Source organism: Nocardia flavorosea NBRC 108225, assembly GCF_001613385.1.
In the GTDB taxonomy this organism is placed as follows: domain Bacteria; phylum Actinomycetota; class Actinomycetes; order Mycobacteriales; family Mycobacteriaceae; genus Nocardia; species Nocardia flavorosea.
In genome coordinates this window covers 91,056-117,231 of the sequence record NZ_BDCG01000023.1, presented here as the reverse complement: position 1 = coordinate 117,231, position 26,176 = coordinate 91,056, and the positions used below count along the sequence as shown (strand labels likewise).

Here is a 26,176-nt window from a genome sequence, read left to right as displayed (position 1 = left end):
CGAGACTCGATGACCGAGGCGGTTCGTATGGCTGACTTCCCCGCCACGGTCGAACAAGCCGATGTCGTGGTCGTAGGGGCCCGTTGCGCAGGTTCGGCCACCGCGGCGACGCTGGCCCGGGCCGGACACCGGGTCGTCGTCCTGGACAGCGCCCGATTTCCATCGGACACGCTGTCCACCCATCTGTTGTGGCCGGCCGCGGTATCCGAACTGTCCCGGCTGGGAGCGCTCGACGCGGTATCCGAACTCGGCGCTCCCCCACTCACCCATGCCTTCGCGGCAGGCTCCGGACATACCATCGTGACACCGTTTCCCGAGGTGGGCGGTATCGACTACACGCTCTGTGTCCGCCGGACCGGCCTCGATCACGCACTCGTCGCCACGGCCACCGATGCGGGGGCCGAGGTACGGCAGCGCTGCCGGGTCACCGAACTGGTCTGGGACGGTGCGCGGTGCATCGGCGTCCGCTACTCCGGACCCGAGGAACGCCCTGTCGAACTCCGTGCCGCACTGGTCGTCGGAGCGGACGGCCGGCGCAGTACCGTCGCGCGACTGGCGGGCGTGGAAACACCGTACGAGGCCGAAACCAGCGGTCGCGATTGCTATTTCGCGTACTGGCGCGACAACTCCACCGAATGGCGCTCGACCGCCGCGCAATGGCGGGTGGGAGCCGATCTCGGCACGGCGTTCCCCTGCGACGACGGCCTGCTGCTCTGTCTGGTCCAGCCGCCCGCCCCAACCGGCCGGCTCCGCCCCGGCGATGCCGAACGGCGCTATGCCGCGGCACTGGATCGGATCCCGCCGCTGCGTGAACGTCTGCGCGGATGCGAACAGGTCGGGCGGGTGCGGGCGGCCACCGGGATCGTTTCCTATTTCCGGCGCTCGAGCGGGCCCGGCTGGGCCTTACCCGGTGACTCCGGTCATTTCAAGGACCCGGTGACCGCCCAGGGTATTCGCGACGCCCTGCACTACGGCCGCCTGCTGGCCGAGGAGGTGGCCCCGGTGCTCGACGATCCCGTGCGTCTGGACCATACGGTCGCCGTGTGGGAACAACGCCGGCTACGCGAATGCCGGGAGATCTACCACTGGACCAACCGGCTCGCCCGCGGTACAGCGATGAGCCCGCTGGAAGTCGAACTCTATCGCGCCGCGACCACCGACCCGGAACTGGCGGCCGTCACCACCGGGATCTTCTCCCGCACCAGACGTCCCGCCGAGCTCTACACACCGGCACGGATGGCCCGGCTCACGGCCGGCGCGCTGTGGCGGCACCGTCGCGATCCCGGGCCGGTGTTCCGCGATATCGCGCACGAGGTCGCCGTCACCGCCCGCGAATTCCGCACGTCGTGCACCACCCTGCGCGGCGCCCCACCCGTCACCGGAGTCTCAACCGTTTGACCAGGAGAAGACCATGCCGGATCAGCTGCCGAAGAAGTCAGCATCGATCGACCGCCGCACCGCGCTACGCGGTGCATTCGCCGGCGCCGCGATACTCGCCGCCGGGCAGGCGACCGCCGCGGCGGGCCCGGCCCGGCACCGAACTCCCGGTCTACGCACCGGCGGTAAGGAGGTCGCGATTTTCGGTGGCGGGATGGCCGGTTTATCGGCCGCCCACGAACTCGCCGAACGCGGTTTCCGGGTGACCGTCTATGAACCGGCCTATCTGGGCGGAAAGGCGCGCAGCCTGGGAGTTCCCGGCACCGGTACCGGCGGACGCGCCGATCTGCCCGGTGAACACGGGTTCCGGTTCTTTCCGGGCTGCTATCAGAACATTCCCGACACCATGCGCCGGATCCCGTTCCCCGGCAACCCGGACGGTGTCCTGGACAACCTGATCCGCGTCGAGGGCACCGTGGCCGGTTTCCGCGACCGGCCACCGATCGTCGCGCCGGTGGAGATCGCCGGACTCGACCAGCTCACGCCGCAAAACCTGCAGAACAGCATCGTCAGCGCATTCGGCTTCATCCCGGAGCTGCCGCCGCACGAACTGGCCTTCTTCGGCAAGCAGATGCTCATGTGGTTCACCTCGAGTACCGAACGGCGGTTCGGGCAATGGGAATACCTGACCTGGGAGCAGATCATGCGGGCCGACGGTAAATCCGCGGCCTACCGGGCGTATCTGGTCAACGCACTCACCCGCATCACGGTGGCCGCCAAACCGCATCTGAGTTCGGCACGCACGATCGGCACCATCGGTGAAGCACTGGTACTCGCCGGGACGGGGCTGATCCCGCAGTTCTCCGGTGGTGTGGACCGAATCCTGAACCGCCCCACGAACGCGGCGTGGATCGACCCCTGGGTGGACTATCTACGGTCGCGCGGCGTGCAATTCGTCATGGGGCAGCGGGCGAGCCGGCTGTCCTGTGCGGGCGGCCGGATCGATTCGGTCACCGTCACCGACGCGCACGGCACGGCGACCTCCGTGGTCGCGGATCACTACATCTGCGCCATGCCGGTGGAGAAAACAGTGCCGCTGCTGAACGACCGGATCCTGGCGGCCGATCCGCACCTGGCCGGGATGCGGGAACTGCTCACCGATTGGATGGTCGGTATCCAGTTCTATCTGCGCCGTCCCACCGAGATCCCGGAGGGCCATATCGCCGCCCTGGGGTCACCGTGGGCGCTCACGGCGCTGCGCCAGGCACCGATGTGGGTCGGTGATTTCGCCGGGCAGTACGGCGACGGGTCGGTGCAGGAATGCTTCTCGGTCGATATCTCCGATTGGGATACCCCGGGAATCCTGCACGGGCGACCCGCCAAGCAGTGCACCGCCGCGGAAATCGCGGCAGAGGTCTGGGCCCAGCTGAAAGTGTGGCTGAACACCGGAACGGGCTGGCTACGCGACGAGGATATCCATTCCTGGCATCTGGATCCGGGAATCAGCTGGTCCGGCGGTACCACTCACAACGAGACACCCCTACTGGTCAATACCGTGGGATCCTACGATCATCGGCCGTACGCGCACTGCGCCATTCCGAATCTGTTCTTCGGCGGCGACCATGTACGCAGTCATATCGACCTGGCCACCATGGAGAGCGCCAACGAATCCGGCCGTAGCGCCGCCAACGCCATCATCGATGCCGCCGACGACCCCGCCCCGCACGCCCCCGTGTTTCCGCTGGTCGCGCTACCGGCATTCGAGGCCGCCAAGAAGCTCGACGCCGACCGCTTCCGCGCGGGACTACCGCACATATTGGATATTTGACGACCCCCGGCTCGGGGTATACATGGGAACGCAGCACCGCGGCAGCAGACTCTGGCTACGCCGGAAACCAGACCTCACCATGTGGTGGACGGAGCTCTCAGGCGCTGTCCCGGAGTCGTCGCCGGACAGGGACCCGCGGACCGTTCCCTGCGGGCCGGCGACGCCCCCACGCTACTGATGTTTCCCGGCGCCGCCGGAACCCGCACAACCGCAGTCCATACGCGGGGCTCCCGCGAGCGGTCGGCGAACTCGCCGGGTACTCGAACCGCGGCGTGTCTGCGTCGATTCGACCGAAAGCATTGTCCGTCGTATCCGGTTCTTCGAGAATGGGTTCCGGGCCGAAATCCGGCCACTGGGGACCGGCCGGTGTCACGACGCCGGCAGAACATGTGGGGAAATACCATGAGAATCAAGTACATCGCAGCGACCGCGCTGCTCTCGATCGGCGCTCTCGGTGCGGCCGCGGGTACCGCGCACGCCGATCCACGGGCCGCCGCCGAGGTGGCCGTGCGCGGCACCGAGCAGGGGGTCGGGTACGTCGCCGCACCGAACGAGGCGGGGACGGCAGTTGTCACAACGCTGGACACCGGCAGTTTCCGGCTCGCCGCGGGCGGTGCCGCGGTACTGCTGGCCGACGCGGCAGGGCACACGCTGACCACCTTGCCGCTCGGGGTCACCGCTGCGGGCACCACCGCGCCGCTGGCTGCCGCGGTCTCCGCGGACGGCCGGACCCTCACGCTCACACCGGAGGCCGCCACACCGGCGCGTGACCATCTCGCCCAGCTGGTCGCCGATCCGGGCACCGAAGCCCGCAAAATGCACAATGCCGGGATCGGTGCGCTGATCGGCGGCGGTATCGGCGCGGTACTCGGCTTCTTCCTCGGCGGTGTCGGTGCACTGATCACCATCCCGATCGGCGCGGGTATCGGCGCGCTGATCGGTTATTCCACTCCGTGATATCGGTTCTCGGCCGTGCACTGCCGGATGCGGCGGCGCACGGCCGAGGCCGCTTTCCAGCGCCGCGATGCCGATTCTGTTGGCGCCGAGCCGATATCATGCACGACGGCACCTGTGCTCCGCCGTTTTCCGGAGCCGTTTCTGTCGGACCCCCGCAGTAAAATCATGCAGGTAGGACACAGTCGGAGAGTGAGTCGCGATCGGCCGACCGGTCACGGCGGACAGTCTCCGGCGCAACGGAACCGGGGGTTCTGTGATGAGTGAATTCGGACAACAACGACTGCTGCCGCCGCGTCAGCACGGCACCTCGTGGCGGGAATCGGAGTATCGGACGATCGTGTCGGAACTCCGTGCCGGCAAGGAACTGACCGCGATTGCCGACGTTCTCGGGCGCACACCGTCCGCCGTACGGGCGGCACTACGCAATGTCATCCCCCCGCAGGAAAGGGTCCGCGCCGCCGATCGCGCCGGCTGGATCCGGGATCGGCTCGCCGCCGAACCGGGCTGGGACTGGTGGGCGACGGTGGTCGACAACCACCGCCACGGCCCGTCCGCGCTGTGGCTCACCGAACACGAGCATCTCACCCGGCAGGCGTGGCGCGAGCGCACGCCGATGCCGGTGCTCGCGCAGCGGCTCGGCACCGCGGAGATCGAGGTGGCCGGATTCCTGCGCGCGCTGGGGCTGGCCGAGAGCCTGGCCGAGGTGGCCGACCGGCTCGGCGCCACCCCGGGCCAGGCGTTGGCCAAACGGGTGAACGCGGCCCGGGACCAGGATCTGTCCGGTGGCTGGGTCCTGGTCGTCGACGGTGCGGCCGGTACCGTACGGCATCGCAGTGCGCCGATTCGGCGGCATGTTTCGGTGCACGAGAGCCGGGCCGCCGCCGAGGACGGTCGCGATCGGGTGCTGTACCGGCACCGCCGCAACGCCGGCGACAGTTCCGCGCCGGTGTGGTGGACCATCGCCCACCGCGGCGTCGGCGATACAGCCGGCCGGACCTACTGCGGGGTGTACAACCCCCTGGCGGCCCCCAGCGGTATCCGTGCGGATGCCCTCGAGGTCGGCGATCGCCTCCGTATCGCCGGATCGGACGGTCAACCGGTCGACGCGATCGTCGAATCACTGACCCGGCGCGATGACGTGGTACTCGCCGATCTCGGTCCCGTGGGCGAATCCCGGGTCCACCAGGTGATCGAGTTCGAGGCGGGCGAACGGGTGGAGGTTCTCGGCCGGGAGGCCTAGGCGCCGCGCCGCCGGGCCGCTACCGGCCGGATCCGGAGCGGCCCGGCATGAGGGCACCGCCACCCACGATCGCTACCGTCATCACCAGCACCGCCACGAAAACCAGGTGCACCCCTTCGGCCAGGGCTTCGGGTGCGGGGACGGCCGCATCACCGATCCGGGAGTTGACCAGCGCACCGAACACAGCCACCCCGACCGCGCTGCCGATGGATCTGGCGAACATATTCGCCGAGGTCACCACGCCGCGTTCGTGCCAGGAGGTGGCCGTCTGCGCGGCGATCAGGGTGGGGCCGGCCACCAGGCCCATCCCGAGGCCGATGAGGAAACAGGTGGCTGCGACCTGCCCGATCGACGATCCGATGTCGATGAACAACGTCGCGGAAGCGCCGATCGTGGCGAGTATCCCGCCGAGAACGGCGGTGAACCGGAAACCGATCCGCAGGTACACCCGGCCGGATTGGGATGCCGAGATCGGCCATCCGAGGGTGAGCGCGCCCACGGTCAGGCCGCCGACGAGTGCGCCGGCGCCGAGCACGCCCTGGGTGAAGGTCGGGACGTAGGAGGTGAGGCCGAGCAGCAGCGCCCCGACCAGCAGTGAGATCGCCGAACTGGCCAGCACCACCCGCCGGGTGAAAAGCCACAGCGGCAGAATCGGATTCGCGGCCCGGCGTTCCACGAAAACGAACGCCACCAGCGCGGCCGCGCCGCCGGCGAAGATCCCGATACCGGCCGGCGAATCCCACGCCCAGGACCGGCCGCCTTCGAGCAGGCCGAGGATTATCGCTCCCGCCCCGGAGGTCAGCAGTATCGCGCCGGGATAGTCGAGAGCAGTCCGCTGCCGGGGTACGGTCTCGGTGAAATGGCGGGACAGCATCCAGGCCGCCCAGGCCGACAGCGGAATATTGATCAGAAATATCCATCGCCAGCCGAGGTGATCGGCGAAAACCCCGCCCAGCAGGGGGCCGGCCACCGAGGAGAAGGCCCAGACTCCGGCGATATATCCCTGCGCCTTCGCACGTTCGGCAAGTGTGTAGATATCCCCGGCGATGGTCATGGTCATCGGCTGGATGGCGCCCGCGCCGATGCCCTGGATACCCCGGAATACGATGAGCCACATCATATTCCCGGCAAGGCCACAGAGCAGTGAGCCGAGGGCGAATACCGCGATGCCGAAGAGGATCACCGGTTTGCGGCCCACCAGATCGGCGACCTTGCCGTAGATGGGCACGGTGACCGCCTGGGCCAGCAAATAGATCGAGAACAGCCACGGGAACTGGGCGAAACCGCCGAGGCTTGCGGTGATGGAGAGGACCGCGGTCGCGATAATCGTCGAATCGAGCGCGATCAGACCCGTGGCCAGCATCAGTGAGCCCAGTATCGCGCCACGGTCGGAACGAAGCCCTACGCCGGCCTTTGCGGTATCCGCCACCACCGGCGCACCCCTTTCCTCGGACAACAGACCGGCCAACACCGCCGTGCAGTCACGCTATTCCCGCACCGGGCCTCTCGAGCGTCCGGATTTCCACATAGTGGGTGGACGTTTGACCACCACACCGGCCGCAACCGGCTTGTGCCGATCCGCAACAGTCGTCAGTGGGCGCTGTGAGGGCACACAGAGCCCCTGTGCCGCAATGTAACCCACGGCTAGCATCCGCGGAATGACGAATTCGGCAACTGTCCCGGGCAGTCCTGTCCGCCACCGGATGCTGTGCTGCGTGCTCGCCGCCGCCGTGCTCGGCGCCGGCGCCTGCGGGGCGGCGGAGGTCACGGATCCGGCCGCAGTGTGGGATCCGTGCGATCTGCCGGACGGGCTCCTCACCGAGGCCGGGTTCCCGGCCGGATCGCAGCGGCGGGACGTCGCCGCGGAGCCGGGCTGGGCCGGGTGCGGCTGGAGCAGCGGTGAGGCCGTGGTGCGGGTGCTGTTCACCACTGCCGGCTCTCCGGAGAGCGTGGGCGGCGCCGAGGCCCTCCGCACGGAGATCACCGTGGCGGACCGGACCGGGCAGCGAGTGCAGCCTCGGTCCACCGGTACCGCGGCGACCTGCACGGTTGCCCTGCCCACCGAGGACGGCGGACTGATCCGGGTCCGGCTGGACAGTGCCGGTCCCGGAACCGGCGCGGACGTCTGCGGCCGCGCGGAGCGGGTGGCAAGCGTCCTTGCGCCCGCCCTACCGGCCTGATCAGCGGGTTTCGACCATAGCGCGTACCACTGTGACCGCTCACAATGCGATGGGCGCGCCCCTTTACCGTCGTCCAGTCCAGTTCGCAAAGCGGTACCCGGTACGACATCCGGTCGTTACTGTGTAGCCGCAGTCTCACCGTCCGGGGGGTAGAAGGAGTCAGCATGACCGTCGACACGACCAGAACCAAGCTGACGCTATCGGGACAGCCCATGTCTGCCCCGCTGCAGGATGTCCGCAAACTGTCCCGCCGGATGGTGGGTCATTTCGTGGAGAACGTGGTGCCGTGCGGGACTCTGCCCGGTGATGCGATCAACGGCGATGTCACCATCATCACCCGCACCTGCCTGGAACTGGCCGTCAGCATGCTCGACGGCAAGGACATCCCGGAGAAGACCCGGAGACTGGAGAACGCCGCCGCCGGCTGGGCGCGGGAAGGGGTGCCGATCGACACCATCCACCACGCCGTCCACGAGGGGTTCCGGCTCGGGCTGGACCTGGTGGTGTCGCACGCGACGGTGACCGACTATTCCGCTCTGGTCGACGGCGCCAAACTCGTCGTCGAAATGCTCGACAAGATGACGGTCTGTATCTCGATGGCCTACGTCCGGGAACTGCGCTCGGTGGTCAACGAACACCATACGGCGGTGCATACGCTCACCTCGGCGCTGCTGGGCGGGCACAGTACCTCGACCATGGCTCGCGAATGTGGTATCGAGATCGCCCCCGCGTATATCGTGCTGGCCGTGGCCATCCCGGCCCATCCCGACGAATCCGTTCCCGCGCTCGACGGGAAAGTGGTGGCCCGCCGCAAACTGCGCCGGGTGCAGGCGGAACTGGCGACCCGCTGCACCGACGCGGCGTTGTCGCTGCTGAGCGTGGACGGTGGCACCGTACTACTACCGGCCGAAACTCTCGGCGCCGACGAGCTCGACGAATTGATACCGCAACTGGCGCGCGCGGCGCAGGTGCCGATCAGTGCCGCCATGGTGGAAACGCCCACCGCGGATATCCCCGCGGCCGCCGATCAGGCCCATGAGCTGCTGGATATGGTGCAGCGGCTCGAATGCGTCCCTGGGCTGTACCGGTTCGACGATATGGCACTGGAATACCAGCTCACCCGCCCGGGACCGGGCCGGGAATATCTCGGTTCGCTGCTCGAGCCGCTCGATGACCACCCGGAGTTGCTGGAAACGCTGCAGCGCCATATCTCCAACAATCTCAACCGTCAGCGCACGGCCCGGCTCATGCATATTCACACCAACACGATCGATTACCGGCTCAAACGGGTGGCGCAGCTGACCGGTTTCGACCCGACGCAGCCGTCGGGCCTGTGGTACCTGCGTTCCGCGCTCGTCGCGCGCAGCTATCGGGCGAGGTGAGCACATCAGGCCGAGGCCTGGCCGTTACGGACCTGCGCCACATAGGCACGAGACACCGCCGCAGTCAGCGTATCGAGCACATCCACCACAAACGATCCGTCCACCCCGCCGGGCGCCGCGCCCGAACGTCGCAACAATGGCGAATCACGTAATCCCAGCCCACTTTTCACACCCTCGTGCAGGGCATGCTGGATCACTTCGAGCGGAACCTCCTCGCGGGCCCAGCGCGCGGCCGCTACCTCGAGGCGGGCCAGCACCTGCCGTCCCGAGGGATCGGAATCGTCGAGCAGCGCCAGCGCCAGCCCCAATCCCACCCGGAAGGCCGTCCCGAAATCCGCCACCGGCCGCGACTGCCGCGGCGCGCCCGTGCTGCGCACGGACCAGATCCGCAGCAGTTCGGTGAGTTCCGGCACTTCGAAGATTTCGGCGGAGTCCTCCGGTTCGGGGTCGTACTGTCCACTCGTGCACATCCGTGCTCCCTCCGCCAGCGACCGACTACCGATATGGACAAACGTATAGTTATTCATGGTTCTGTGAACGACCCAACGCCCAGACTTCGGTCCACCTCGGAATTCAGCCGGCCAAAGATAGTGAAACGTCCCATCAACAGATATCCGGGCATCGTGGTATCGCCCACCCCGGTCCGGTGCCGGAGGCCGCCCTCCCGGCGCCGCGCGCCGCGGCGCCCTCCCCGGTTATGGTGCGGCAGTGGATACCGGTGATCTGATAGACCGCAGCAGTTCCATCGCGGAACGGCTCACGACGACCCAGGTGGCCCCGCCGTCCTGGTTGGTACTGGCGACCGCGGTGGTAGCCCTGATTCTCGTCGGTTACGGACCGCTATGGCGGGTGACCCGCAATGTCGTCACCATTGCGCACGAGGGCGGGCACGCATTGGTCGCACTACTGAGCGGCCGGCGGCTCAACGCGATCACCCTGCATTCCGATACCTCCGGGCTCACCGTTTCCAGCGGAAAACCCTATGGATTCGGCATGATTTTGACCGCGCTCGCCGGTTATCCGGCGCCACCGCTGGTCGGGCTGGGTTTCGCCGCCCTGCTCGGCGCCGGGCGGATCACGCTGATGCTGTGGATCGCCATCGCCGCCCTGGCCATCATACTGGTGATGATCCGGAACGTGTACGGCGTGGTATCCGTAGTGACCACGGGGGCCTTGGTTTTCGGCGTGTCCTGGTTCGGTTCCGATGCGCTGCAAGCGGGTTTCGCCTACCTGGCGACCTGGCTACTGCTACTCGCCGGCAGCCGTCCGGTACTGGAGTTGCAGCGCACCCGGTCCCGGATGCGCGACGGCACCACCGATGCCGACCAGCTGGCACGGCTCACCCGGCTGCCCGGCCTGCTGTGGGTCGGAGTGTTCCTGGCCGTCGCCCTCGGCGCGCTGGTGGCCGGCGCCGGACTCCTCCTGTCGGCCACGGCCGGGATCTGCCTGCCGCTCCCGGGCGGCGCGGACTGCCGGGCCGGCTGACCGTGGTCCGCGCTATCCGGTGCTCTCGGCCTCGGCGAGTTCCTTCTTCCACACCCGGAACCCCTCCTCGGTGCGGCCGCGCCGCCAATACCCGGAGATCGACGCGAACTCGGCGGAGACACCCCGCTCCCGGCGAACATAGCGACGCAGGTTGTGCATCACCGCCTGCGCCTCGCCGTGGATGAACACCTGCGGCTGCCCCGGCAGCCACGGTGCGCTGCGTACCGCGGCGATCAACGGCGCGTTGTCCCCGGCGCGGTCGTCGCCGACCTCGTGTGCCGCGCCGCCACGATGCACCCAGGTGATATCGACCAGCGCCTTGGACGGTAGCGCGATCTCGTCGGACGCATCGGCGACCTCGACGAAAACCTTCGCTGGGGCGCCCTCGGGCAAGGCTTCCACCGCGGCGGAGATCGCGGGCAGCGCGGCCTCGTCACCGGCCAGCAGATGCCAGTCGGCGTCCGCACGCGGCGCGTAGGCTCCGGACGGACCGAAGAAGGTGATCTGCTCACCGGGCCGGACAGCCGCCGCCCACGGTCCGGCGATCCCCTCGTCACCGTGTACCACGAAATCGATGGCGATCTCGCGGGCCGCGGTGTCCACCGAGCGGACGGTGTAGGTGCGCATCACCTCGCCGTCGGGCCGATCGAACAGCAGCTTCACATAGGCGTCGGTGAATTCGTTCGCGGTGAAATCGTCGAATCCGGGATCGCCCAGATGTACGCGGACGAGATGCGGGCTGAGCTGCTCGGTCCGGGCCACGGTCATGGTCGTGCGTTTCCTGGCCATCCGGCCTCCTCACTAATTAGGTATACCTAAGCAACGTACCAGCACCGCCGGAACCACTGTGTAGCATCCGTCTCGTCCGGACCGAAATATGAGGCAATGAAGCCTTTTTGGGCTAATCTCTCAGCAACATCCGGACAGAGGCACCACCATGACCGCGGCTACCGTCATCCGACCGCTGGCTCCCAGCGAGCAGATCTTCGCGTTCAGCGAGGTTTTCGTCGGATACTGCGCGCGCGTATCCGGCCGAGTGGACACCTCCGCCCTGGCCGCCGCGTACGAGGCGCTGGTCACCGCCCACCCCATGCTCGGCGCCCAGCTCGTCCCCGGTGAACCGTCCGGGCATACGCTGGTCACCTCCGGTCCGCCCGAGATCGTGCTCACCGTGGCGGACGGCGATCCCGAACTACTGCTCACCGGGGCCGGGCCCGACCAGCGGCGCGCCCTCGGCTCGGTGCACGTCGTGCGCTCGGCAACCGGCGCGAGCGTCACCCTGCTCGTCCACCACAGTATCGCCGACGCGACACATGCGCTGCACCTCTACGAACGACTGTGGCAGTGCTACTCGACCGCCGTCACCGGCCGGGTCCCGGAACTCCCGCCCGCCCGGCAGCCGCAGCCGGTCGAAGATCTGCTCGCTGCCCGCGGGATCACCCGGCGCCCCGTCCCCGGCCGGGCGGGGCCACCCCGCAGCGCCCCCCCGCTCCCCCCGCCCGACGCGCTCGCCGTGAACGACCATGATTACCCGCCGCTGGTCACCACCCGGTGCCGGCTGAGCCGGGAGCACACCGGCGCGCTGGTGTCCTACGGGCACCGCACCGGGGTGACCGTGCACAGCCTGGTGGCCGCAGCCCTGCTACTCACCGAAGCCGAGGCCCGCCGGCTTCCGGTGACCGGCCTGCAGTGTTCGTATTCGGTGGATCTGCGGCGCCGGGTCCGGCCTGCGATCGGGCCGGCCGAGGGCACCAACGTGCTCGGTTTCGCGGGTTACCGCCCCGCGCCCGGCGCGGTGCAGACGCTCACCTCGCTCGCGCACGGGGTCTTCGGCGCATTACGCGAGGGTCTCGCCACCGGCTACGTCCAGCAGACTCCGTTGCAACTGCCCGACACCCTGGCGGCGCCGCCGGCGAATCCGTCCGACACGGTGATGACCACGAATTGGGGCCGATTACCCGGACTGTCCGGGCCCGCGGTCCGGATCGACGATTTCCGTACCACCATGATTGCCAAGCCCGATCCCACCGGCCGCCGCCCCCCGCAACCCGGCGGCGGAACCAGTATCGTCACCACCTACGACAGCCGGCTCAGTATCGAGATCCACCACCCGCCGGAATTCACCGCAGTCCAGCGTTCACGCATCGAACACCTGCGCACATTGCTCACCCGGCTCTGAGCCGGGACTCCGCTGTCGCGGTGGCGCGATCAGACACCTTGGAGCGAAGCCAGCTCCAGCACGGTGATATCCGACGGGGCCGCGACCCGGACCGGCGGCCCCCAGGCCCCTGCGCCGCGGGTGACGTACAGCGCCGTCGCACCGTACAGTTCCAACCCTGCCACGGTGGGGTTGGCCAATCGTGCGATCAGGTTACCCGGCCACAATTGCCCGCCGTGGGTATGGCCGGACAATTGCAGATCCACACCGTAACGCACCGAATCGTGCACCACGACCGGCTGGTGGGCGAGCAACACGCAGGCGCGCTCGCTGTCCCGGCCGTCCAGTGCCGCCGCGAAATCGGGGCCGCGGCCGATGATGCTGCCCGCGGGATCGTCGACCCCGGCGAGATCGAACTCGGGCAGGCTCACCCGCTCGTTGAGCAGGACCCGCATACCGAGTTCCCCGACTCGGTCCAGCCAGGCGTCGGCATCGGAGTAGTACTCGTGGTTGCCCGGGACGAAGTAGGTGCCGAAACGGGCGCTGAGCCCGGCCAGCGGTTCGGTTTCCGCGCGCAGATCCGCGACGCTGCCGTCGGCTAGGTCGCCCACCAAAGCGATGAGGTCGGGGCGGGTGTCGTTCACCGTACGGACGACCCGTTCGCAGAAGCCCCGGCCGAGCGCGGGGCCCAGGTGCAGATCGCTGACCAGTGCGATCCGCAGGCCGTGTGCCTGGGCGGGAAGTTTGGCCAGCGGTACGGTGACCCGTCGTACCATCGGCCCGTCGAGCACGCCGTAGGTGCCGGTGCCCACCACCGCACCGGCCGTGAGAACCGTCGCGCCGGCCGCCAGCCGGGAGATGAGCATCCGCCGCGACAGCGGCGGACGCGCCGGCGCCGGCGGAAGTGGGGGAACGTCCGGCGGCGGCGCGGCCATCGGCGCCGGCCGGGGCGGCTCCCCGCCGTCTCCGAGCGCAGCACCCACGGGTTCCGGTGCCTGCGCCGGACGTGCGGGGGCGGCCGCCGGCCGAGGCGCGGCGGTTCCGGCGTCGCGGGTCTCCAGTCCACGCAACAGCAGCGGACGGATGATCTCTCCCGCCAGCACACCGATCAGCAGGTAGATGAACAACGCAGCCCAGAGGAAACCCGGCCACGTAGCGAGCCGCCAGAAATCCCAGGTGGCGCCCGCGAACACCGCACCGAACGCAGTACCCATCGACACCACGCCGAGGCCGAGCACCCCGGCGCCGATCGGCCGCCACATCGAACCTGCTCGCGTGGTGTCGCGGACCAACCGTCGCCACAGGTACCAGTGCGCCCCGGCGAGTACCACCACCGCGGCCAGCCCTGCGAGCACGGAAACTACTACCACGGAGGATGCCTCTCCCTGACCGATTGCCTCTGCGGATGCTGAATCTACCCGTGCCGGATCGACGGCCCGTGGCCCCCGTTCCTCTTATCCGCCCCCGTGGCGTCGGCGCGTACCGGCCCTGCGCCGCGGCAACCACTGATTACCCCATGTCAGCGCAAATATTTTCGGGACCGGCATCTTTTCGGCATTCCTCCGCGCCGCGGCGCGGAGATCATCTCCGCCGCGGCCCGGTCACGCCGAGCCGCTGATTCCCAGCCCGCCCATCCCCGGCGGCGGAAGCTCGCCGTTGTGCCCGCCCGCCAGTAGCCATTTCAAGATCTTCCCGGTCTCCCCGCGCGGCAGAGCCGGCAGGAAGGTGACATCCCGGGGCACCGAAAACCGGCTGAGGCGGTGCCGGATATAGGTGCGCACCATATCCGGATCCAACCCGGACCCTTCGTGTTTCACCACGAAAGCGGCCAGTCGCTGACCGAATTCCGGATCCGGGACACCCACTACCGCGACCTCGCTCACCTGTGGCAGATGCGCGAGGGCCTCTTCCACCGGACGCGGGAAAACGTTCTCTCCGCCGGAGATGATCATCTCGTCGTCGCGGCCGGCGATGAACAACCGCCCGTTGACATCGAAATATCCGATATCGCCGGTATCGAGCATGCCGTGTGCCTCGTCCGGCGGCGCCGCGTTGACATAACCGTCGAACAGCATGTGGTTACCCACGAAGATATGCCCGGTGGCGCCGATCGGCACCGGCTGGTGGTCCGGGCCCAGTACCGCGACCCGGGTACCGAGTGGCGGCCGGCCGGCGGTGGTGGGTGCGAAACGCAGATCCGCCGGGGTCGCGATGGTCGCCCAGGACACTTCGGTCGATCCGTAGACGTTGTAGAGGATATCGCCGTAGGCGTCCATGAAGCGCAGGACTGTGGCTCCGGCCAGCGGTGCCCCGCAACTGATCACATGCCGCAGGCTCGAGGTGTCGTACCGGGCGCGCACCGCGGGCGGGAGGTCGAGAATACGGTTGACCATGGTCGGCACCACGATCATGGTGGTGATCCCGTGTTCGGCGACCAGGCGCAGGCAGTCCTCGGCATCGAAACGTTCCGGCAGGATCACCGTGGATCGCAGGGCGGTGCTGAGCTGCAGACCGGCCAGGCCCCAGGTATGAAAGAGCGGGGCCGGAATGAGCATTGCCGATTCCATTTCGAGCGGAATCCGGGACAGCAGCGCGGCGATGGTGGCGAACCCTTTGGGGTGCGGGCGTCGCGCCCCCTTCGGAACGCCGCTCGTTCCGGAGGTGAGAACGATCAGCCGCCCGGGATGAGCCGGTATGCGAAAGTCCCGCTCGCCCAGTTCGATCAGATCGTCGACGGTGTAGCGGTCCGGGAACGGTGGCAGCAGATCGGTGGTGAACCGGGGCAGGTCCTCGTGCAGATACTGCACCAGTTCCTCCAGGTCACCATCGACGAACAAGGCCGAGAGCCGGTGCCGCTGAACGATCTGTTCGATGGTGCGCGCGGCGAGGCCGGCGTTGAGCAGGGCCACGTCCACGCCGAGTTTTCCGGCCGCAACCATGGTTTCGACCATGCCGGCATGATTGCGCGACAACAGGCCCACCGCATCGCCGGCACCGAGACCGGCTGCCGCCATGGCCCCGGCGAGCGCGGTGGTGCGTTCGTCCATCTCGGCAAAGGTCCGGGCGCCCCGGTCGTCGATCACGGCGAGCCGGTGTGGCGAGTAGGCGGCACCGGCGGCGTAACCACCGGCCAGGTTGAAGCCCCATTTGTTCAGTGACAGCAGTTGTTTCACCGCGACCTGGGCATTGGTACGCACCACACCGCTGACGGTGACCTGCCGCATCACCCCGAAGCTGCGCCGTACCGGCGACGCGTCCCCGTTCGCCACGATCGACGTGCGGGCGCCGCGCACGATATCGGCGATCCGGCGTAAACCCTTGACCGCCCACTCCTGGACGGCGGAATTCGACAGCCCCGTCACCTGCCGGTGCACCCGGCCGGGGGTGAAGAAGGTGACCGCGATCCGGCTGCGGTCGCCCTCCCCTGTCAACCGCAGTGCGGCGAAGCTGCCGATCTCCGGCGCGTGCAGTTCACAACTTTCGTACCACCGGCCGGTGACCACCCGTACCCGCAGCACGCGGATACCCGCATCGGGTGTACCGATGCGGAATTCGAAGACCGGTTGCGCTCCCGGAAGGTCGAGCCTGGAGCAAGCGCCGATCCCGGTGAACACGCGCGGATAGGTCTGCGGGTCCAGCAGCAGATCCCACACCGCGGCGCGTGCCGCGGGCAGATCCGCGACCACATCGATGACGTCGGTAACCAACTCGTACAACTTCTCGTCGGCCCGCAACGGACAACTGGGTCGGCGGGGAAACCCATCTGTAACGTCGCTCACAATAGCCGGGCGCCACCGTTATTACCAGCGAGTAGCACCCACTCCGGAAAGGCTCTGTGACAGGTCACGAAGCGAATTGCCGGATGTTCACCCCGGGTCCCGAAAGCCCGCCGACCTCGCGGTTGGAGGTTGCCCAAAGCTTACTCCGGCAACGGTGTGAGTGCTCCCAGCCCCGGCTCACTCCGGCCACACACCCACTGTGCGCGAATTACATTCGGCGCCGTAACAGTCAACGGAGACCCCGGAGGAAACCATGCCCGAGACCCGGCGCAGGGTGGTCCGCAACCACACCGACGAGATCCTCAACTACTTCGGCAAATGCAAATCGTGCGGCTATCCGGCGCGCGCGGAATCCTATCGCCGCATCTACGACACCGGCGAAATCGAAACCGTGGTCATCGCCCACTGCGGTCTGCCGTGCGGCTGGTCCGACCAGGTCCTGCCCACCACGATGACCGGCCCGGCGGCGCGCCTGGTCTGACAGCGGCGGCAACCACAGCCGCAGGGCGGCCGGGGCCGCCACCCGGCCGTGCGGCACGATAGGCCCATGGAACTGCGTATCTTCACCGAACCGCAGCAGGGCGCGGACTACACGACACTTCTGCGGGTGGCCAGGACCGCCGAGGACCTCGGCTTCGGAGGTTTCTTCCGCTCCGATCACTATCTGCACATGGGATCGGTGGACGGCCTGCCGGGCCCGACCGATGCGTGGATCACCCTGGCCGGCCTGGCCCGGGAGACCAACCGGATCCGGCTCGGCACCCTGGTCACCGCCGCCACATTCCGGCTGCCCGGCCCGCTCGCCATCCAGGTCGCGCAGGTGGACCAGATGTCGGGGGGTCGCGTGGAGCTGGGCCTGGGCACCGGCTGGTTCGCCGAGGAACACGAGGCATACGGTATTCCGTTCCCGGACAACAAATTCGACCGGTTCGAAGAACAGCTGGCGGTGATCACCGGCCTCTGGGAGACCGCGCTCGGCGAAACCTTCGACTTCACCGGGAAATACTACGAACTCCGTCGTTCACCGGCGCTGCCCAAACCGGTTCAGCAACCCGTCCCGGTAATCGTCGGCGGGCAGGGCCCGAAGCGGACACCCCGGCTGGCGGCGCGGTACGCGAGCGAGTTCAATATTCCGTTCCTTTCCGCCGAAGACAGCGCCGCCCAGTTCGAGCGGGTCCGCGCGGCGGTCACGGCGCAGGGCCGGGCCGCGGACAGCATGGTGTACTCCAACGCGCTCGTTGCCTGTGTCGGTACGAACGAGGCCGAGATCGCGCGCCGGGCCGCCGCGATCGGACGTGAGGTCGACGAATTGCGCACCAACGGGCTGACCGGGTCGCCCGCCGAGGTCGTCGACAAGATCGGCCGTTACCGCGAGATCGGCACCGAGCGGATCTATCTGCAGATCCTGGACCTCACCGATCTCGAACACCTGACGCTCATCGCCAACGAGGTCGCCGCGCAGTTGTGAGGTCACCGGCGGGGGCCGTCCGGTCCCCGCCGGCCCGGTCAGTAGGCGCCCGCGACCCCACCGAGCAGATGTTCGAGAGTTTCGTAGGCCGGAACATCGACCACATCGACGAGATCCGGGCTGACCTGCACATTGTGCTCGGTCACCACCTCGTCGAACCGGGCCGCGTCCCCCGTGCGGAATCCGTGTTCGGCGGCCAGCGCCTGCAGGTCGGGGTCGTTGTGCAGCAGCGCCCCGATCTCCTCCCCTTCCGGAGTGAGCGGAACGAGGGTGTGCCGTGACAGCACCGTCGGCGAGGGATACAACAGGACCATATCGTCGCGCAGGCGGCCCGCGACGGACGCGGCGACGTATTGCGCCTCATAGATCCACGTCATCGGGGTCGCCCCCATCCCCGCGGTGAGGTACTCCTCGAACGGTCCCGTACTCGAGCCCTCGGTGTACCCCTGGGCCAGGAACAGCCGCTGCAAGGTAGGCAGAACATGCTGCTCGGCAGCCGCACCGCGCACCACGGCGTGATCGTTGACCACATAGCCGGCCACCGCCAGGTACATGGCTGCCGAATTCGACGTCCGGATATCGGTCGTGCTGACCAGGATATTCTTCGCCACCGGGTAGGTGCGGTTTCCGGCCAGTTCGTCCCACTGCACACCGCGCTGCACCATATCGATATAGGCGGCGAAGTCGAGCGCGGGGACGGGTCCGTCGTATTTCACCGCCCCGGCTGCGTCGAGTAGTTCCACGATGGGCGCGAATGTAGCGATCGCCATCGGCGAATAGAACGGCGTGAACTGGGTCCGTACACCCACCTCGCGTTTCAGTTTCTCGGCCGCCGGCAGGCTGGACGGAAAAGCGAAGGCCTGTCCGGCGAGATCGAGCGAGGTGGCGATCTCCCGCGATCCCGCCGCCTTCACCCGGATGTCGAACCCGTGGGCGGCAAAGACCTCGGCGACCCGGGGATCGCCGAAGAACGCCATCTTCTCCGATCCGACGGTCCCGGTGACGGTCGCCGGCGGTGCCCCCGCGGCCGGCGCGGCCGCATGCGTCGCCTCGGACCCCGGTCGCGTCACCGCCCAGGCGGCGGCGCCCGCCGCCACCACACCGGCCCCGGCCAGCACGAACAGACCACGACGGCCGGTGGCCGGTGCGCGACTGTGATCGGCGGAAGCAGGCGCGCCGTCACCTGTCGTCACTTTCTCGGTCGGTGCCGTGGCGGTGTCCGGCGCGATCGCCGTATCGCCCTCCGGTTCTTGCGCCGGCTCCAGCTCGCGGCGTACCGCGCGTTCCACCAGAATGGGCACGAAATCGCGAACGGCGCTGTCGGAGAACCGATCGTGGGTCGTCCGCACCGCGACACCCACCTCCGCGGCCGAGCGGTCCGGTGAATAGGCGGCAGCCAGCCGGTTCTCCAGCTCGCGAATCGCCTTCAGCTCGCGCGCGGCCTTGTCGCCGGGGGCCTCACCCTTGGGTGCGGTATCGAGTGCCACGTCCATCTCCTCGGCGCCGGTCAGCGAAATCGAAACGACCCGCCGGGCCGATCCACAGCCGACAACCCTACCGCCACAAAGTATTCGAACACTCCCGCGAGCGGGCACGGCAGCCGATTCTCCGACCAGAATTCACCGCGCATTTCCCGGCCGCTGGGCGGCGGTTTCCTCGAGGACCGCCATGGCGGCATTGTGCCCGCCGATACCGCTCACACCACCACCGCGGACCGTTCCGGCCCCGCAGCGCAGGATATTACGGTGCGCGGTATCCACCCCCCAGCGCTGCGCCGGCGTCTCGCCGGGGCCGCTGCGATAGGGGAACGACAGATCGCCGTGGAAGATATGCCCGCCGGGCAGGCGCAGGCTTCGCTGCAGATCGAGCGGTGTCGCCGCATCCAGGCACGGCGCGCCGTGGGCGTCACGGGCCAGGCAGTCCTGCACCGGTTCGGCCAGGACCGTGTTCAACTGGGCCAGGGTGGCGGCGACGGCGGCCTCTTTCGCCGCCTGTGGATTATCGGCGAAAAGGCGCGCGGGGGTCTGTAACCCGAACAGAGTGAGCGTATGCCGGGTGCCCGGCGCGCCCGGGCCGGAGATACCGGGATCGGTGAGGGTATGGCAGTAGATCTCTGACGGCGGGGCCGCGGGCAGGCGCCCCGCAGCGGCCTCACGGTAGGCGCGGTCCAATTGTTCGTAGGACTCCGCAATATGGAAGGTCCCCGCAAATGCGTCCCGTGGGTCGGTCCCGGTATCGCGTAGACGCGGCAGCCGGTCCAGCACCATATTGATCTTCAGCTGGGCGCCTTCCGGTTCCGTATCCGCCGGTTCGCCGAGTAACCGCGCCGCCTCGGTGGGCGCCGCGTTCATCAGGACGTACCGGGCGTCCACGACCGATTCCGCACCATCGGTCACATAACGCACCTGCGCTTTCGCACCGTCGGTCTCCACGCCCACAACCTCGGCACCCGTCACCACCTCCGCCCCGGCCGAACGCGCACAGGCGAGGAGGGCATCGGTCAGCGCGCCCATCCCGCCCACCGGCACATCCCAGTCGCCGGTACCCCCGCCGATCACGTGATAGAGAAAGCACCGGTTCTGGGCCAGCGACGGATCGTGAGCGTGGGTGAACGTACCGATCAGCGCATCGGTGAACACCACACCGCGAACAAGATCGTCGGCGAAATACTCCTCGATCGTCTCTCCCAGCGGTCGTTCGAACAGTGCCGCCCACTGCCGCGCACCCACTCGCTGCCGGAGTTCGTCCCGGGTGGGCAGTGGTTCGGTCAGAGTCGGGAACACGGCGCGGGCGATCTCGCCGGTCATCGCCGAGAACCGCTCCCAGGCGGTGAATTCCCGGTCCGATCCGGTCACACGGGCGAAACTTTCCCGCGTCACCGCCGCCGAACCGTTGTCCACCAGCAGGCCGGTGTCCCCGACCGGGGTGTAGGACGATATCCGCCTCTTCCGGGTGCGGAATCGCACGCCCAGATCGTCCACGATCCGGTCCGGCAGCAGGCTGACCAGGTACGAGTAGCGCGATACCCGGATATCGATGCCCGCGAACAGCTGTGCGGAAACCGCCGCGCCCCCGGCGGCGCCCGCCTGTTCCAGCACGAGCACCGAATGCCCCGCCCCGCCCAGATAGGCAGCCGCGACGAGACCGTTGTGCCCACCACCTACGATCACCATGTCGTATCGAGCGCTCTTCACCATGGGTTGTCGATACCACACGCCGCCGCCGGCATGCCGCTCGCAATCCATGGCGACGGCGCGGCGCCGCCTTCGAGTCGATATGGATTGCCGCAGCGGCCGGCACGAGACCGAATGCTAGCCCAGCAGACCGCCCAGCAGCCCACCGCTCTGGCCCGCCTCCTGCCCACCGCCGGTGCCACCGAGGAGCCCGCCGGGCGGCAGTTCGGAAGGTTGCACGATGACGAATCCCCGGCCGGAGAACGAGAGCGTGATCCCCTCGCCGGTGCTGCGGCCGATGAGCCGGCCCAGCCCGAAGGAATCGTTGCGTTTGACGCCGGTCTGCAAGCTCGACGACCAGGCGATCGCCGCCTGCGGATCGGCGTAGGTCGGCTGGTCGACATTCAGCACGACCGGCGTGCCGTGGCTGGTGATGGCGATCCGGCCGCGACCGGAGAACACACAGTTGAACAATCCGGCATTGCTGGCGACGCCGGCCGCACCCTGCACCATCCGGATGTCGTAGCCCAGGGTCGGATCGAAGGCCAGCACATTCGACCCGTTGATGGTGAGCCCGTCGGTGCCGTCCAGATCGATGATGTGCACCTCGGCGGCGCCGTTGGCGACGAAGAGATCACCGCGGCCGGATACCTTCATCAGCGGCACTCCTTCACCGGTGAGCCGCTGCTGGATGGCGCGGCCGATACCGCCGGAGCCGAGCGCCTGAAAATGCAGGTCGCCCTGGTAGGCGACCATGGAGCCGGACCGGACCAGCGTTTCGCCGTTCACTCCGACCTTGATCATCTTGCCGCCCTGTTTCTGGATGCCCATACCAGAGACTTCGGCATGACGGGGGTCGAACAGCTCGCTGTGCATCGGCTGAGCTCCTTGCTGAGGAAGGTGTGCTGGATTGTGCTGTGACGCTGCGGGATAGGGGCCAGCAGGCGGATACGGCCGCTGTGGCGGATACGGCTGCTGCGGTGGGTAGGGCTGCTGCGGCGGGTATCCGGGCGGCGGCTGATGCCCCGAGGGACGAGGCGCCGGATTCGCCGGCGGATAAGGAGCCGCGGGCGGCGGATACCCCGGCGCGGACGGCATATGCGGCGCGGACGGCGGCGAATACTGTTGCGCCGCTACAGGGTTGGCGACCATGGTCGGATCGGTACGGGAAGCCGGTGGCTGTTCCGGCGGTGCGGGCGTCGGCGGTACGGGATCGTCGTCCACATTGACCCCGAAATCGGTGGCGATACCGGCCAGGCCGTTGTCGTAGCCCTGCCCCACCGCGCGCACCTTCCACGCACCGGACCGGCGATAGATCTCCACGCAGACCACCGCGGTTTCGGTGCTCAGCCCGGCGACCGGGAAGGTGAGCGTGCCCTGCGGGCCCGTGATCGTCGCCGTCAGCGATCCCACCGCCCCGAACGCCGGCGGTCCGCTACCGTCCAGGCTCGCGGTGACCACCACCTTGTCGATATCGGCCGGTAGCGCCGGCGTCTGCACATCGACCACATCCCCGGCGCCCCGTCCGTGCCGGTAGGTGACACCGGGGCCCACGGGTTGATTGAAGAAGACGAAGTCCCCATCCGATCGGACCTTGCCGTCACCGGCGAGCAGCAGCGCCGAGACGTCGACGGCCGCCGAACATGTCACTGTGACGGTCAACCGGTCGCCCGGTGCGGGCCGGTTCTCCCCCGGAGCGAGTGCGGTCACCTCTTATCACCTCGACTCGACACGTACCGGAACCGTCCGGTACGCCGAGTTCCCCGGCGCGAGGCCGGGCACTCGTTCGATTTCTGTTCCACACCGACGAGTCTGACCGATACCGCCCGCGGCGCGCCACCGCGGAACCGAGCCGCCGGGCCGCGGTCACCGCCACCTGGGGTGACCCGGAAAACAGCCAACCTGAGAACATTCACAGCAGCAGCACAGCCAACCGACAGATCCCGGCGGCATTCTGGTAGGAGACGAGCGGAACTCGGCCCCGGGAGGAACCCATGGTGGATATCGAGATCACCGGCACCACCGTCACTGTCCAGGTCCGCGGCGCGCATCGGGTGCTCTCGCTGTGCGACCGGATCACCTTCGATCTGGCGAATATCGTGGCGATCGCCCCCGCGGAAATCGATCTGCGCCCGCCGTGGGTACGCGCGCCCGGCACCTTCTTCCCCGGCGCGATCGCGGCCGGAACCTTCCGCGGCAAGGGCCGGAAGGAATTCTGGGACACGCTCTTCGGGGGTAAAGCGGTGCGTATCGATCTCCGCGGCACCGATTACACCCGGCTCGTCGTCGATGTCGAGGACCCGGCGACCGTGCTGCGGTCCCTGTACTCGGCCGCTGCCGCCTGACCGGCGGCCTCCGGTTCACCGATCGGCCTCCATCGCCGCGGAGGCCGATCGGCGAATCTCCGGTGTTATTCGTCCGCCGTATCCGGCTCCGGTTTCGGCTGCCGGGTGACGAACCGCAGGACCGGTTCCACCACACGGGCCGCAATCGGTCCGACGACCGCCATCAGCAGAACATAGGTCGTCGCCAGGGCCGCGAATTCGGCGGGTACGGCACCCGCCGCCACGGCCAGGCCCGCGATGACGATGGAGAACTCCCCACGAGCCACCAGTGCGGCACCGGCACGAGCGCGGCCCAGCCGCGAGGATCCGGCATGCGCGGCGGCCCACCAGCCGGTCGCAACCTTCGTCGCCGTGGTGACCACCGCCAGCAGCACCGCCCAGCCCAGCACCGGCGGGATGGTGCGGGGATCGGTGGTCAGACCGAACAGGACGAAGAACATGGCGGCGAACAGGTCACGTAACGGCTCGAGGATCTTCGTCGCATTGTGCGCGGTGGTATCGGAGATCGCGATACCCAGCAGGAAGGCTCCGACCGCGGCCGATACCTGCAGTGCGGAGGCCACCCCGGCCACCAGCAATGCCGAACCCAGCAGTTTCAGCAGAAATATCTCGCGGTCCTCGCTGGACACGATCGCCGAAACGTATCTGCCGTAGCGCAGCGCCACCACGAGGACAACCGTGACCGCCGCCAGCGCGATACCCAGGGATTGCAAACCCGCCACAAAACCCAGCCCCGCCAGGACAGCCGTCAGCACCGGGAGGTAGGCGGCCATCGCCAGATCCTCGAAAACCAGGATCGACAGGATCACCGGTGTTTCCCGGTTACCGAGCCGGCCCAGATCATTGAGGACCTTCGCGATGATTCCGGACGACGAGATATAGGTGACACCGGCCATGGCCAGGGCGCCGGCGGGTCCCAGACCCAGCAGCAGCGCCACGATCACGCCGGGGGTCGCATTCAGCAGCAGGTCGAGCAGACCGGCCATCCAGGAGCGGCGCATACCGGTGAACAATTCGGCCGCGCTGTATTCCAGGCCGAGGAGCAGCAACAGCAGCACCACGCCGATTTCACTGGCGAGATGGATGAACTCGCCGACTTCGTGGAGTTCGAAAAAACCTCCTTCCCCGAATACCAGTCCACCGATCAGATACAAGGGTATCGGGGACATGCCGATCCGGGCCGCGATGCGTCCGAGCACTCCGAGCCCGAAGAACACCGCCCCCAGCTGGATCATTGCCAGCGTGGTCGCATTCATCGCCGGAGGATCAGCCGTCTTTCAGGATGTCCGCGGCGCTGTCGAGCCCCTCGGAAGTCCCCACCACGATCAGCACATCGCCCCCGGTGAACACGAAATCGGGCCCCGGTGCCGGCATGGTCTGGCCTGCGCGCATCACGGCCACGATGGAGACCTTGGTGCGGGTACGCATCCGCGTCTCCCCCAGCGTCCGCCCGTCGTACGGCGAGTTCTCACCGACCGGCAACTGCCGGGTGTTCACCCCGTCCATATCGCGGTATTCGTTGCGCAGCTGACCCACCAGCTGCGGCGCCCCCAACAGATTGGCGAGAGTCCCGGCCTCGGCCTCGGTCATCGGAATCTGCGTGGTGGCATCGGGATCGCCGATCTTGGTGAAGATCAGGTCGATCGTCCCGTCCTTGTGGTCGACGACCCCGATCCGCCGGCGCACGGTGGTGAGTGGAAAATCCTTGCGTACGCCTATCCCAGGCAAGGGTGTCACTTCGACATTCACGATGTCACCTTAACTCGACTGTAGGTACGGTCCGATGGACCGTACTCCCTAGCCCTACCCGAACCGGGACGGTGGCGAAACCCGCAGGCCACAACCCCGGTGGACCGAAGTCACGCAGGCGCGGTATCAGCGGTCCGGCCGGCCTGTTCGGCCGCGATCACCACGTGCCGCATGAGCAGCGCGGTGGTCACCGGACCGACTCCGCCCGGCACCGGACTCAGCCCGGCCGCCGTGCCCCGGACCGACTCCGGGTCCACATCGCCGACGATCGAGCCGTCGGCCGATTCGTTGGTCCCCACATCGATCACCACCGCGCCGGGACGCAGATTGGCGCCGGTCACCAGCCCGATCCGGCCGGCGGCGGCGACCACGATATCGGCGGCGGCGGTCACCGCGGGGAGATCGGTGGTACGGGAATGGCACACGGTGACCGTGGCGTTTTCCGCCAGCAGTAGCTGGGCCAGCGGTTTGCCGACCACATTGGAGCGGCCGACGATGGCGACGTGGCGCCCTTCGAGCGCAATACCGTGATGTTTCAGCAATTCGACCACGGCCTCGGCGGTGGCCGGCGCAAAGCCGGCCGATCCGGCGGTGAGCAGGCCCAGCGACAGTGGGCTCACCCCGTCCACATCTTTGGTGGCGGCGATCGCCGGGGAGACGTCGTCGAGGCTCACCCCGGCCGGGAGCGGGGTCTGCAGCATGATCGCATCGGTGGCCGGGTCGGCGCTGCGCACGGACAGTTCGGTCCGCAACATATCGGCCGAGGCATCGGCACCCAGATCGACTGTGTCGCACTCGATACCGCGGTTGGCGGCCGATTTCCTCAACGAGTTGACGTACCAGGCGCTGGCCGGATCGTCGTTGGCGACGATCAACGCCAGGCGCGGTGCCCGGCCGATCTGCTCGGTGCGGGCCTGCGCCCGCGCGGTCGTCTCCGCGTTGAGAGCGGCAGCGAGATCTTTCCCGGTCAGCGATGCGGTATCCACGAGCATCCACCCTAGCGCCGTGGCGGCATGCGGTACGCGAGGGCGTCGTGCGACACGGCGTAGCGGCCG

22 protein-coding genes are annotated in these 26,176 nt (G+C 68.1%); 11 read left to right on the top strand and 11 right to left on the bottom strand.

Annotated features, from left to right (window positions below; genetic code table 11):
* Window positions 1-27 precede the first annotated feature (27 nt).
* The 4 genes from NFL01S_RS29835 to NFL01S_RS29820 all read left to right on the top strand — a co-directional run bounded on the left by NFL01S_RS29835 (window position 28) and on the right by NFL01S_RS29820 (window position 5,402).
* Window positions 28-1,398, top strand: a complete 1,371-nt coding sequence (locus tag NFL01S_RS29835) for an NAD(P)/FAD-dependent oxidoreductase (RefSeq protein ID WP_062979733.1) — start codon at window positions 28-30, stop codon at window positions 1,396-1,398.
* A gap of 13 nt (window positions 1,399-1,411) precedes the next feature.
* Window positions 1,412-3,205, top strand: a complete 1,794-nt coding sequence (locus NFL01S_RS29830; RefSeq protein ID WP_062979648.1) for a hydroxysqualene dehydroxylase — start codon at window positions 1,412-1,414, stop codon at window positions 3,203-3,205.
* Between the two features lie 402 nt (window positions 3,206-3,607).
* Complete coding sequence (locus NFL01S_RS29825; protein ID WP_062979647.1) at window positions 3,608-4,162, top strand: DUF8020 domain-containing protein; 555 nt, start codon at window positions 3,608-3,610, stop codon at window positions 4,160-4,162.
* Between the two features lie 256 nt (window positions 4,163-4,418).
* The gene (locus tag NFL01S_RS29820) at window positions 4,419-5,402 is read left to right on the top strand and encodes a hypothetical protein (protein WP_062979646.1); all 984 of its coding nucleotides are present in this window, start codon (window positions 4,419-4,421) and stop codon (window positions 5,400-5,402) included.
* Between the two features lie 19 nt (window positions 5,403-5,421).
* Here the strand turns inward: NFL01S_RS29820 and NFL01S_RS29815 are convergent, their stop codons facing one another.
* Window positions 5,422-6,834, bottom strand: coding sequence for an MFS transporter (locus NFL01S_RS29815; RefSeq protein WP_062979732.1), 1,413 nt, complete (start codon window positions 6,832-6,834; stop codon window positions 5,422-5,424).
* A 226-nt stretch (window positions 6,835-7,060) separates the two neighbouring features.
* Between NFL01S_RS29815 and NFL01S_RS29810 the strand changes: the two genes are divergently transcribed.
* Both NFL01S_RS29810 and NFL01S_RS29805 read left to right on the top strand, forming a co-directional pair.
* Window positions 7,061-7,582: a DUF3558 family protein gene (locus NFL01S_RS29810; RefSeq protein WP_084493372.1), complete on the top strand. Its 522-nt coding sequence runs from the start codon at window positions 7,061-7,063 to the stop codon at window positions 7,580-7,582.
* 164 nt (window positions 7,583-7,746) lie between these two features.
* Window positions 7,747-8,964: a PucR family transcriptional regulator gene (locus NFL01S_RS29805; protein WP_062979644.1), complete on the top strand. Its 1,218-nt coding sequence runs from the start codon at window positions 7,747-7,749 to the stop codon at window positions 8,962-8,964.
* Window positions 8,965-8,969: 5 nt separating this feature from the next.
* Here the strand turns inward: NFL01S_RS29805 and NFL01S_RS29800 are convergent, their stop codons facing one another.
* The gene (locus NFL01S_RS29800) at window positions 8,970-9,434 is read right to left on the bottom strand and encodes an RsbRD N-terminal domain-containing protein (RefSeq protein ID WP_062979643.1); all 465 of its coding nucleotides are present in this window, start codon (window positions 9,432-9,434) and stop codon (window positions 8,970-8,972) included.
* A gap of 238 nt (window positions 9,435-9,672) precedes the next feature.
* On the opposite strand from NFL01S_RS29800, the gene NFL01S_RS29795 reads away from it, so the two are divergent.
* Window positions 9,673-10,449 (top strand): M50 family metallopeptidase, encoded by a 777-nt coding sequence (locus NFL01S_RS29795; protein WP_062979642.1) that lies wholly within the window; start codon window positions 9,673-9,675, stop codon window positions 10,447-10,449.
* A gap of 12 nt (window positions 10,450-10,461) precedes the next feature.
* Here the strand turns inward: NFL01S_RS29795 and NFL01S_RS29790 are convergent, their stop codons facing one another.
* Window positions 10,462-11,238 (bottom strand): siderophore-interacting protein, encoded by a 777-nt coding sequence (locus NFL01S_RS29790; protein ID WP_062979641.1) that lies wholly within the window; start codon window positions 11,236-11,238, stop codon window positions 10,462-10,464.
* Between the two features lie 148 nt (window positions 11,239-11,386).
* Here NFL01S_RS29790 and NFL01S_RS29785 point away from each other — a divergent pair, with 148 nt between their 5' ends.
* Window positions 11,387-12,628, top strand: a complete 1,242-nt coding sequence (locus NFL01S_RS29785) for a phthiocerol/phthiodiolone dimycocerosyl transferase family protein (protein ID WP_062979640.1) — start codon at window positions 11,387-11,389, stop codon at window positions 12,626-12,628.
* 29 nt (window positions 12,629-12,657) lie between these two features.
* On the opposite strand, the gene NFL01S_RS29780 is transcribed toward NFL01S_RS29785, so the two are convergent.
* Together NFL01S_RS29780 and NFL01S_RS29775 are read right to left on the bottom strand one after the other, a co-directional pair.
* A complete protein-coding gene (locus NFL01S_RS29780; protein ID WP_062979639.1) occupies window positions 12,658-13,977 on the bottom strand; it encodes a metallophosphoesterase in 1,320 nt (439 codons plus the stop codon).
* A 231-nt stretch (window positions 13,978-14,208) separates the two neighbouring features.
* Window positions 14,209-16,314, bottom strand: a complete 2,106-nt coding sequence (locus NFL01S_RS29775; RefSeq protein WP_062979731.1) for an AMP-binding protein — start codon at window positions 16,312-16,314, stop codon at window positions 14,209-14,211.
* Window positions 16,315-16,639: 325 nt separating this feature from the next.
* Between NFL01S_RS29775 and NFL01S_RS29770 the strand changes: the two genes are divergently transcribed.
* Both NFL01S_RS29770 and NFL01S_RS29765 read left to right on the top strand, forming a co-directional pair.
* The gene (locus NFL01S_RS29770) at window positions 16,640-16,867 is read left to right on the top strand and encodes a hypothetical protein (RefSeq protein ID WP_062979638.1); all 228 of its coding nucleotides are present in this window, start codon (window positions 16,640-16,642) and stop codon (window positions 16,865-16,867) included.
* Between the two features lie 66 nt (window positions 16,868-16,933).
* Window positions 16,934-17,854, top strand: a complete 921-nt coding sequence (locus NFL01S_RS29765; protein WP_062979637.1) for an LLM class F420-dependent oxidoreductase — start codon at window positions 16,934-16,936, stop codon at window positions 17,852-17,854.
* 38 nt (window positions 17,855-17,892) lie between these two features.
* On the opposite strand, the gene NFL01S_RS29760 is transcribed toward NFL01S_RS29765, so the two are convergent.
* From NFL01S_RS29760 to NFL01S_RS29750, 3 genes are all read right to left on the bottom strand, one after another.
* Window positions 17,893-19,341, bottom strand: coding sequence for a three-helix bundle dimerization domain-containing protein (locus NFL01S_RS29760; RefSeq protein WP_245670951.1), 1,449 nt, complete (start codon window positions 19,339-19,341; stop codon window positions 17,893-17,895).
* A gap of 132 nt (window positions 19,342-19,473) precedes the next feature.
* Entirely contained in the window at window positions 19,474-21,051 is a 1,578-nt protein-coding gene (locus tag NFL01S_RS29755; RefSeq protein ID WP_062979730.1) for a phytoene desaturase family protein, read from the bottom strand.
* Window positions 21,052-21,165: 114 nt separating this feature from the next.
* Window positions 21,166-22,737, bottom strand: a complete 1,572-nt coding sequence (locus NFL01S_RS29750; RefSeq protein WP_062979635.1) for an AIM24 family protein — start codon at window positions 22,735-22,737, stop codon at window positions 21,166-21,168.
* Window positions 22,738-23,021: 284 nt separating this feature from the next.
* On the opposite strand from NFL01S_RS29750, the gene NFL01S_RS29745 reads away from it, so the two are divergent.
* Complete coding sequence (locus tag NFL01S_RS29745) at window positions 23,022-23,372, top strand: hypothetical protein (protein WP_062979634.1); 351 nt, start codon at window positions 23,022-23,024, stop codon at window positions 23,370-23,372.
* A 65-nt stretch (window positions 23,373-23,437) separates the two neighbouring features.
* On the opposite strand, the gene NFL01S_RS29740 is transcribed toward NFL01S_RS29745, so the two are convergent.
* The 3 genes from NFL01S_RS29740 to NFL01S_RS29730 form a co-directional block, all read right to left on the bottom strand.
* The gene (locus NFL01S_RS29740; RefSeq protein WP_062979633.1) at window positions 23,438-24,628 is read right to left on the bottom strand and encodes a cation:proton antiporter; all 1,191 of its coding nucleotides are present in this window, start codon (window positions 24,626-24,628) and stop codon (window positions 23,438-23,440) included.
* Between the two features lie 10 nt (window positions 24,629-24,638).
* Entirely contained in the window at window positions 24,639-25,121 is a 483-nt protein-coding gene (locus NFL01S_RS29735) for a cation:proton antiporter regulatory subunit (RefSeq protein ID WP_062979632.1), read from the bottom strand.
* Window positions 25,122-25,231: 110 nt separating this feature from the next.
* Window positions 25,232-26,107 carry a bifunctional 5,10-methylenetetrahydrofolate dehydrogenase/5,10-methenyltetrahydrofolate cyclohydrolase gene (locus tag NFL01S_RS29730; protein ID WP_062979729.1) on the bottom strand — a complete coding sequence of 292 codons (876 nt, stop codon included), beginning with the start codon at window positions 26,105-26,107 and terminating at the stop codon, window positions 25,232-25,234.
* Window positions 26,108-26,176: the final 69 nt, after the last annotated feature.

Coding starts and splice junctions, on each gene's coding strand:
- NFL01S_RS29835 (WP_062979733.1), top strand. CDS start 28: ATGGCTGACTTCCCCGCCACGGTCGAACAAGCCGATGTCGTGGTCGTA.
- NFL01S_RS29830 (WP_062979648.1), top strand. CDS start 1,412: ATGCCGGATCAGCTGCCGAAGAAGTCAGCATCGATCGACCGCCGCACC.
- NFL01S_RS29825 (WP_062979647.1), top strand. CDS start 3,608: ATGAGAATCAAGTACATCGCAGCGACCGCGCTGCTCTCGATCGGCGCT.
- NFL01S_RS29820 (WP_062979646.1), top strand. CDS start 4,419: ATGAGTGAATTCGGACAACAACGACTGCTGCCGCCGCGTCAGCACGGC.
- NFL01S_RS29810 (WP_084493372.1), top strand. CDS start 7,061: ATGACGAATTCGGCAACTGTCCCGGGCAGTCCTGTCCGCCACCGGATG.
- NFL01S_RS29805 (WP_062979644.1), top strand. CDS start 7,747: ATGACCGTCGACACGACCAGAACCAAGCTGACGCTATCGGGACAGCCC.
- NFL01S_RS29800 (WP_062979643.1), bottom strand. CDS start 9,434: ATGTGCACGAGTGGACAGTACGACCCCGAACCGGAGGACTCCGCCGAA.
- NFL01S_RS29790 (WP_062979641.1), bottom strand. CDS start 11,238: ATGGCCAGGAAACGCACGACCATGACCGTGGCCCGGACCGAGCAGCTC.
- NFL01S_RS29785 (WP_062979640.1), top strand. CDS start 11,387: ATGACCGCGGCTACCGTCATCCGACCGCTGGCTCCCAGCGAGCAGATC.
- NFL01S_RS29770 (WP_062979638.1), top strand. CDS start 16,640: ATGCCCGAGACCCGGCGCAGGGTGGTCCGCAACCACACCGACGAGATC.
- NFL01S_RS29765 (WP_062979637.1), top strand. CDS start 16,934: ATGGAACTGCGTATCTTCACCGAACCGCAGCAGGGCGCGGACTACACG.
- NFL01S_RS29755 (WP_062979730.1), bottom strand. CDS start 21,051: ATGGTGAAGAGCGCTCGATACGACATGGTGATCGTAGGTGGTGGGCAC.
- NFL01S_RS29745 (WP_062979634.1), top strand. CDS start 23,022: ATGGTGGATATCGAGATCACCGGCACCACCGTCACTGTCCAGGTCCGC.
- NFL01S_RS29740 (WP_062979633.1), bottom strand. CDS start 24,628: ATGAATGCGACCACGCTGGCAATGATCCAGCTGGGGGCGGTGTTCTTC.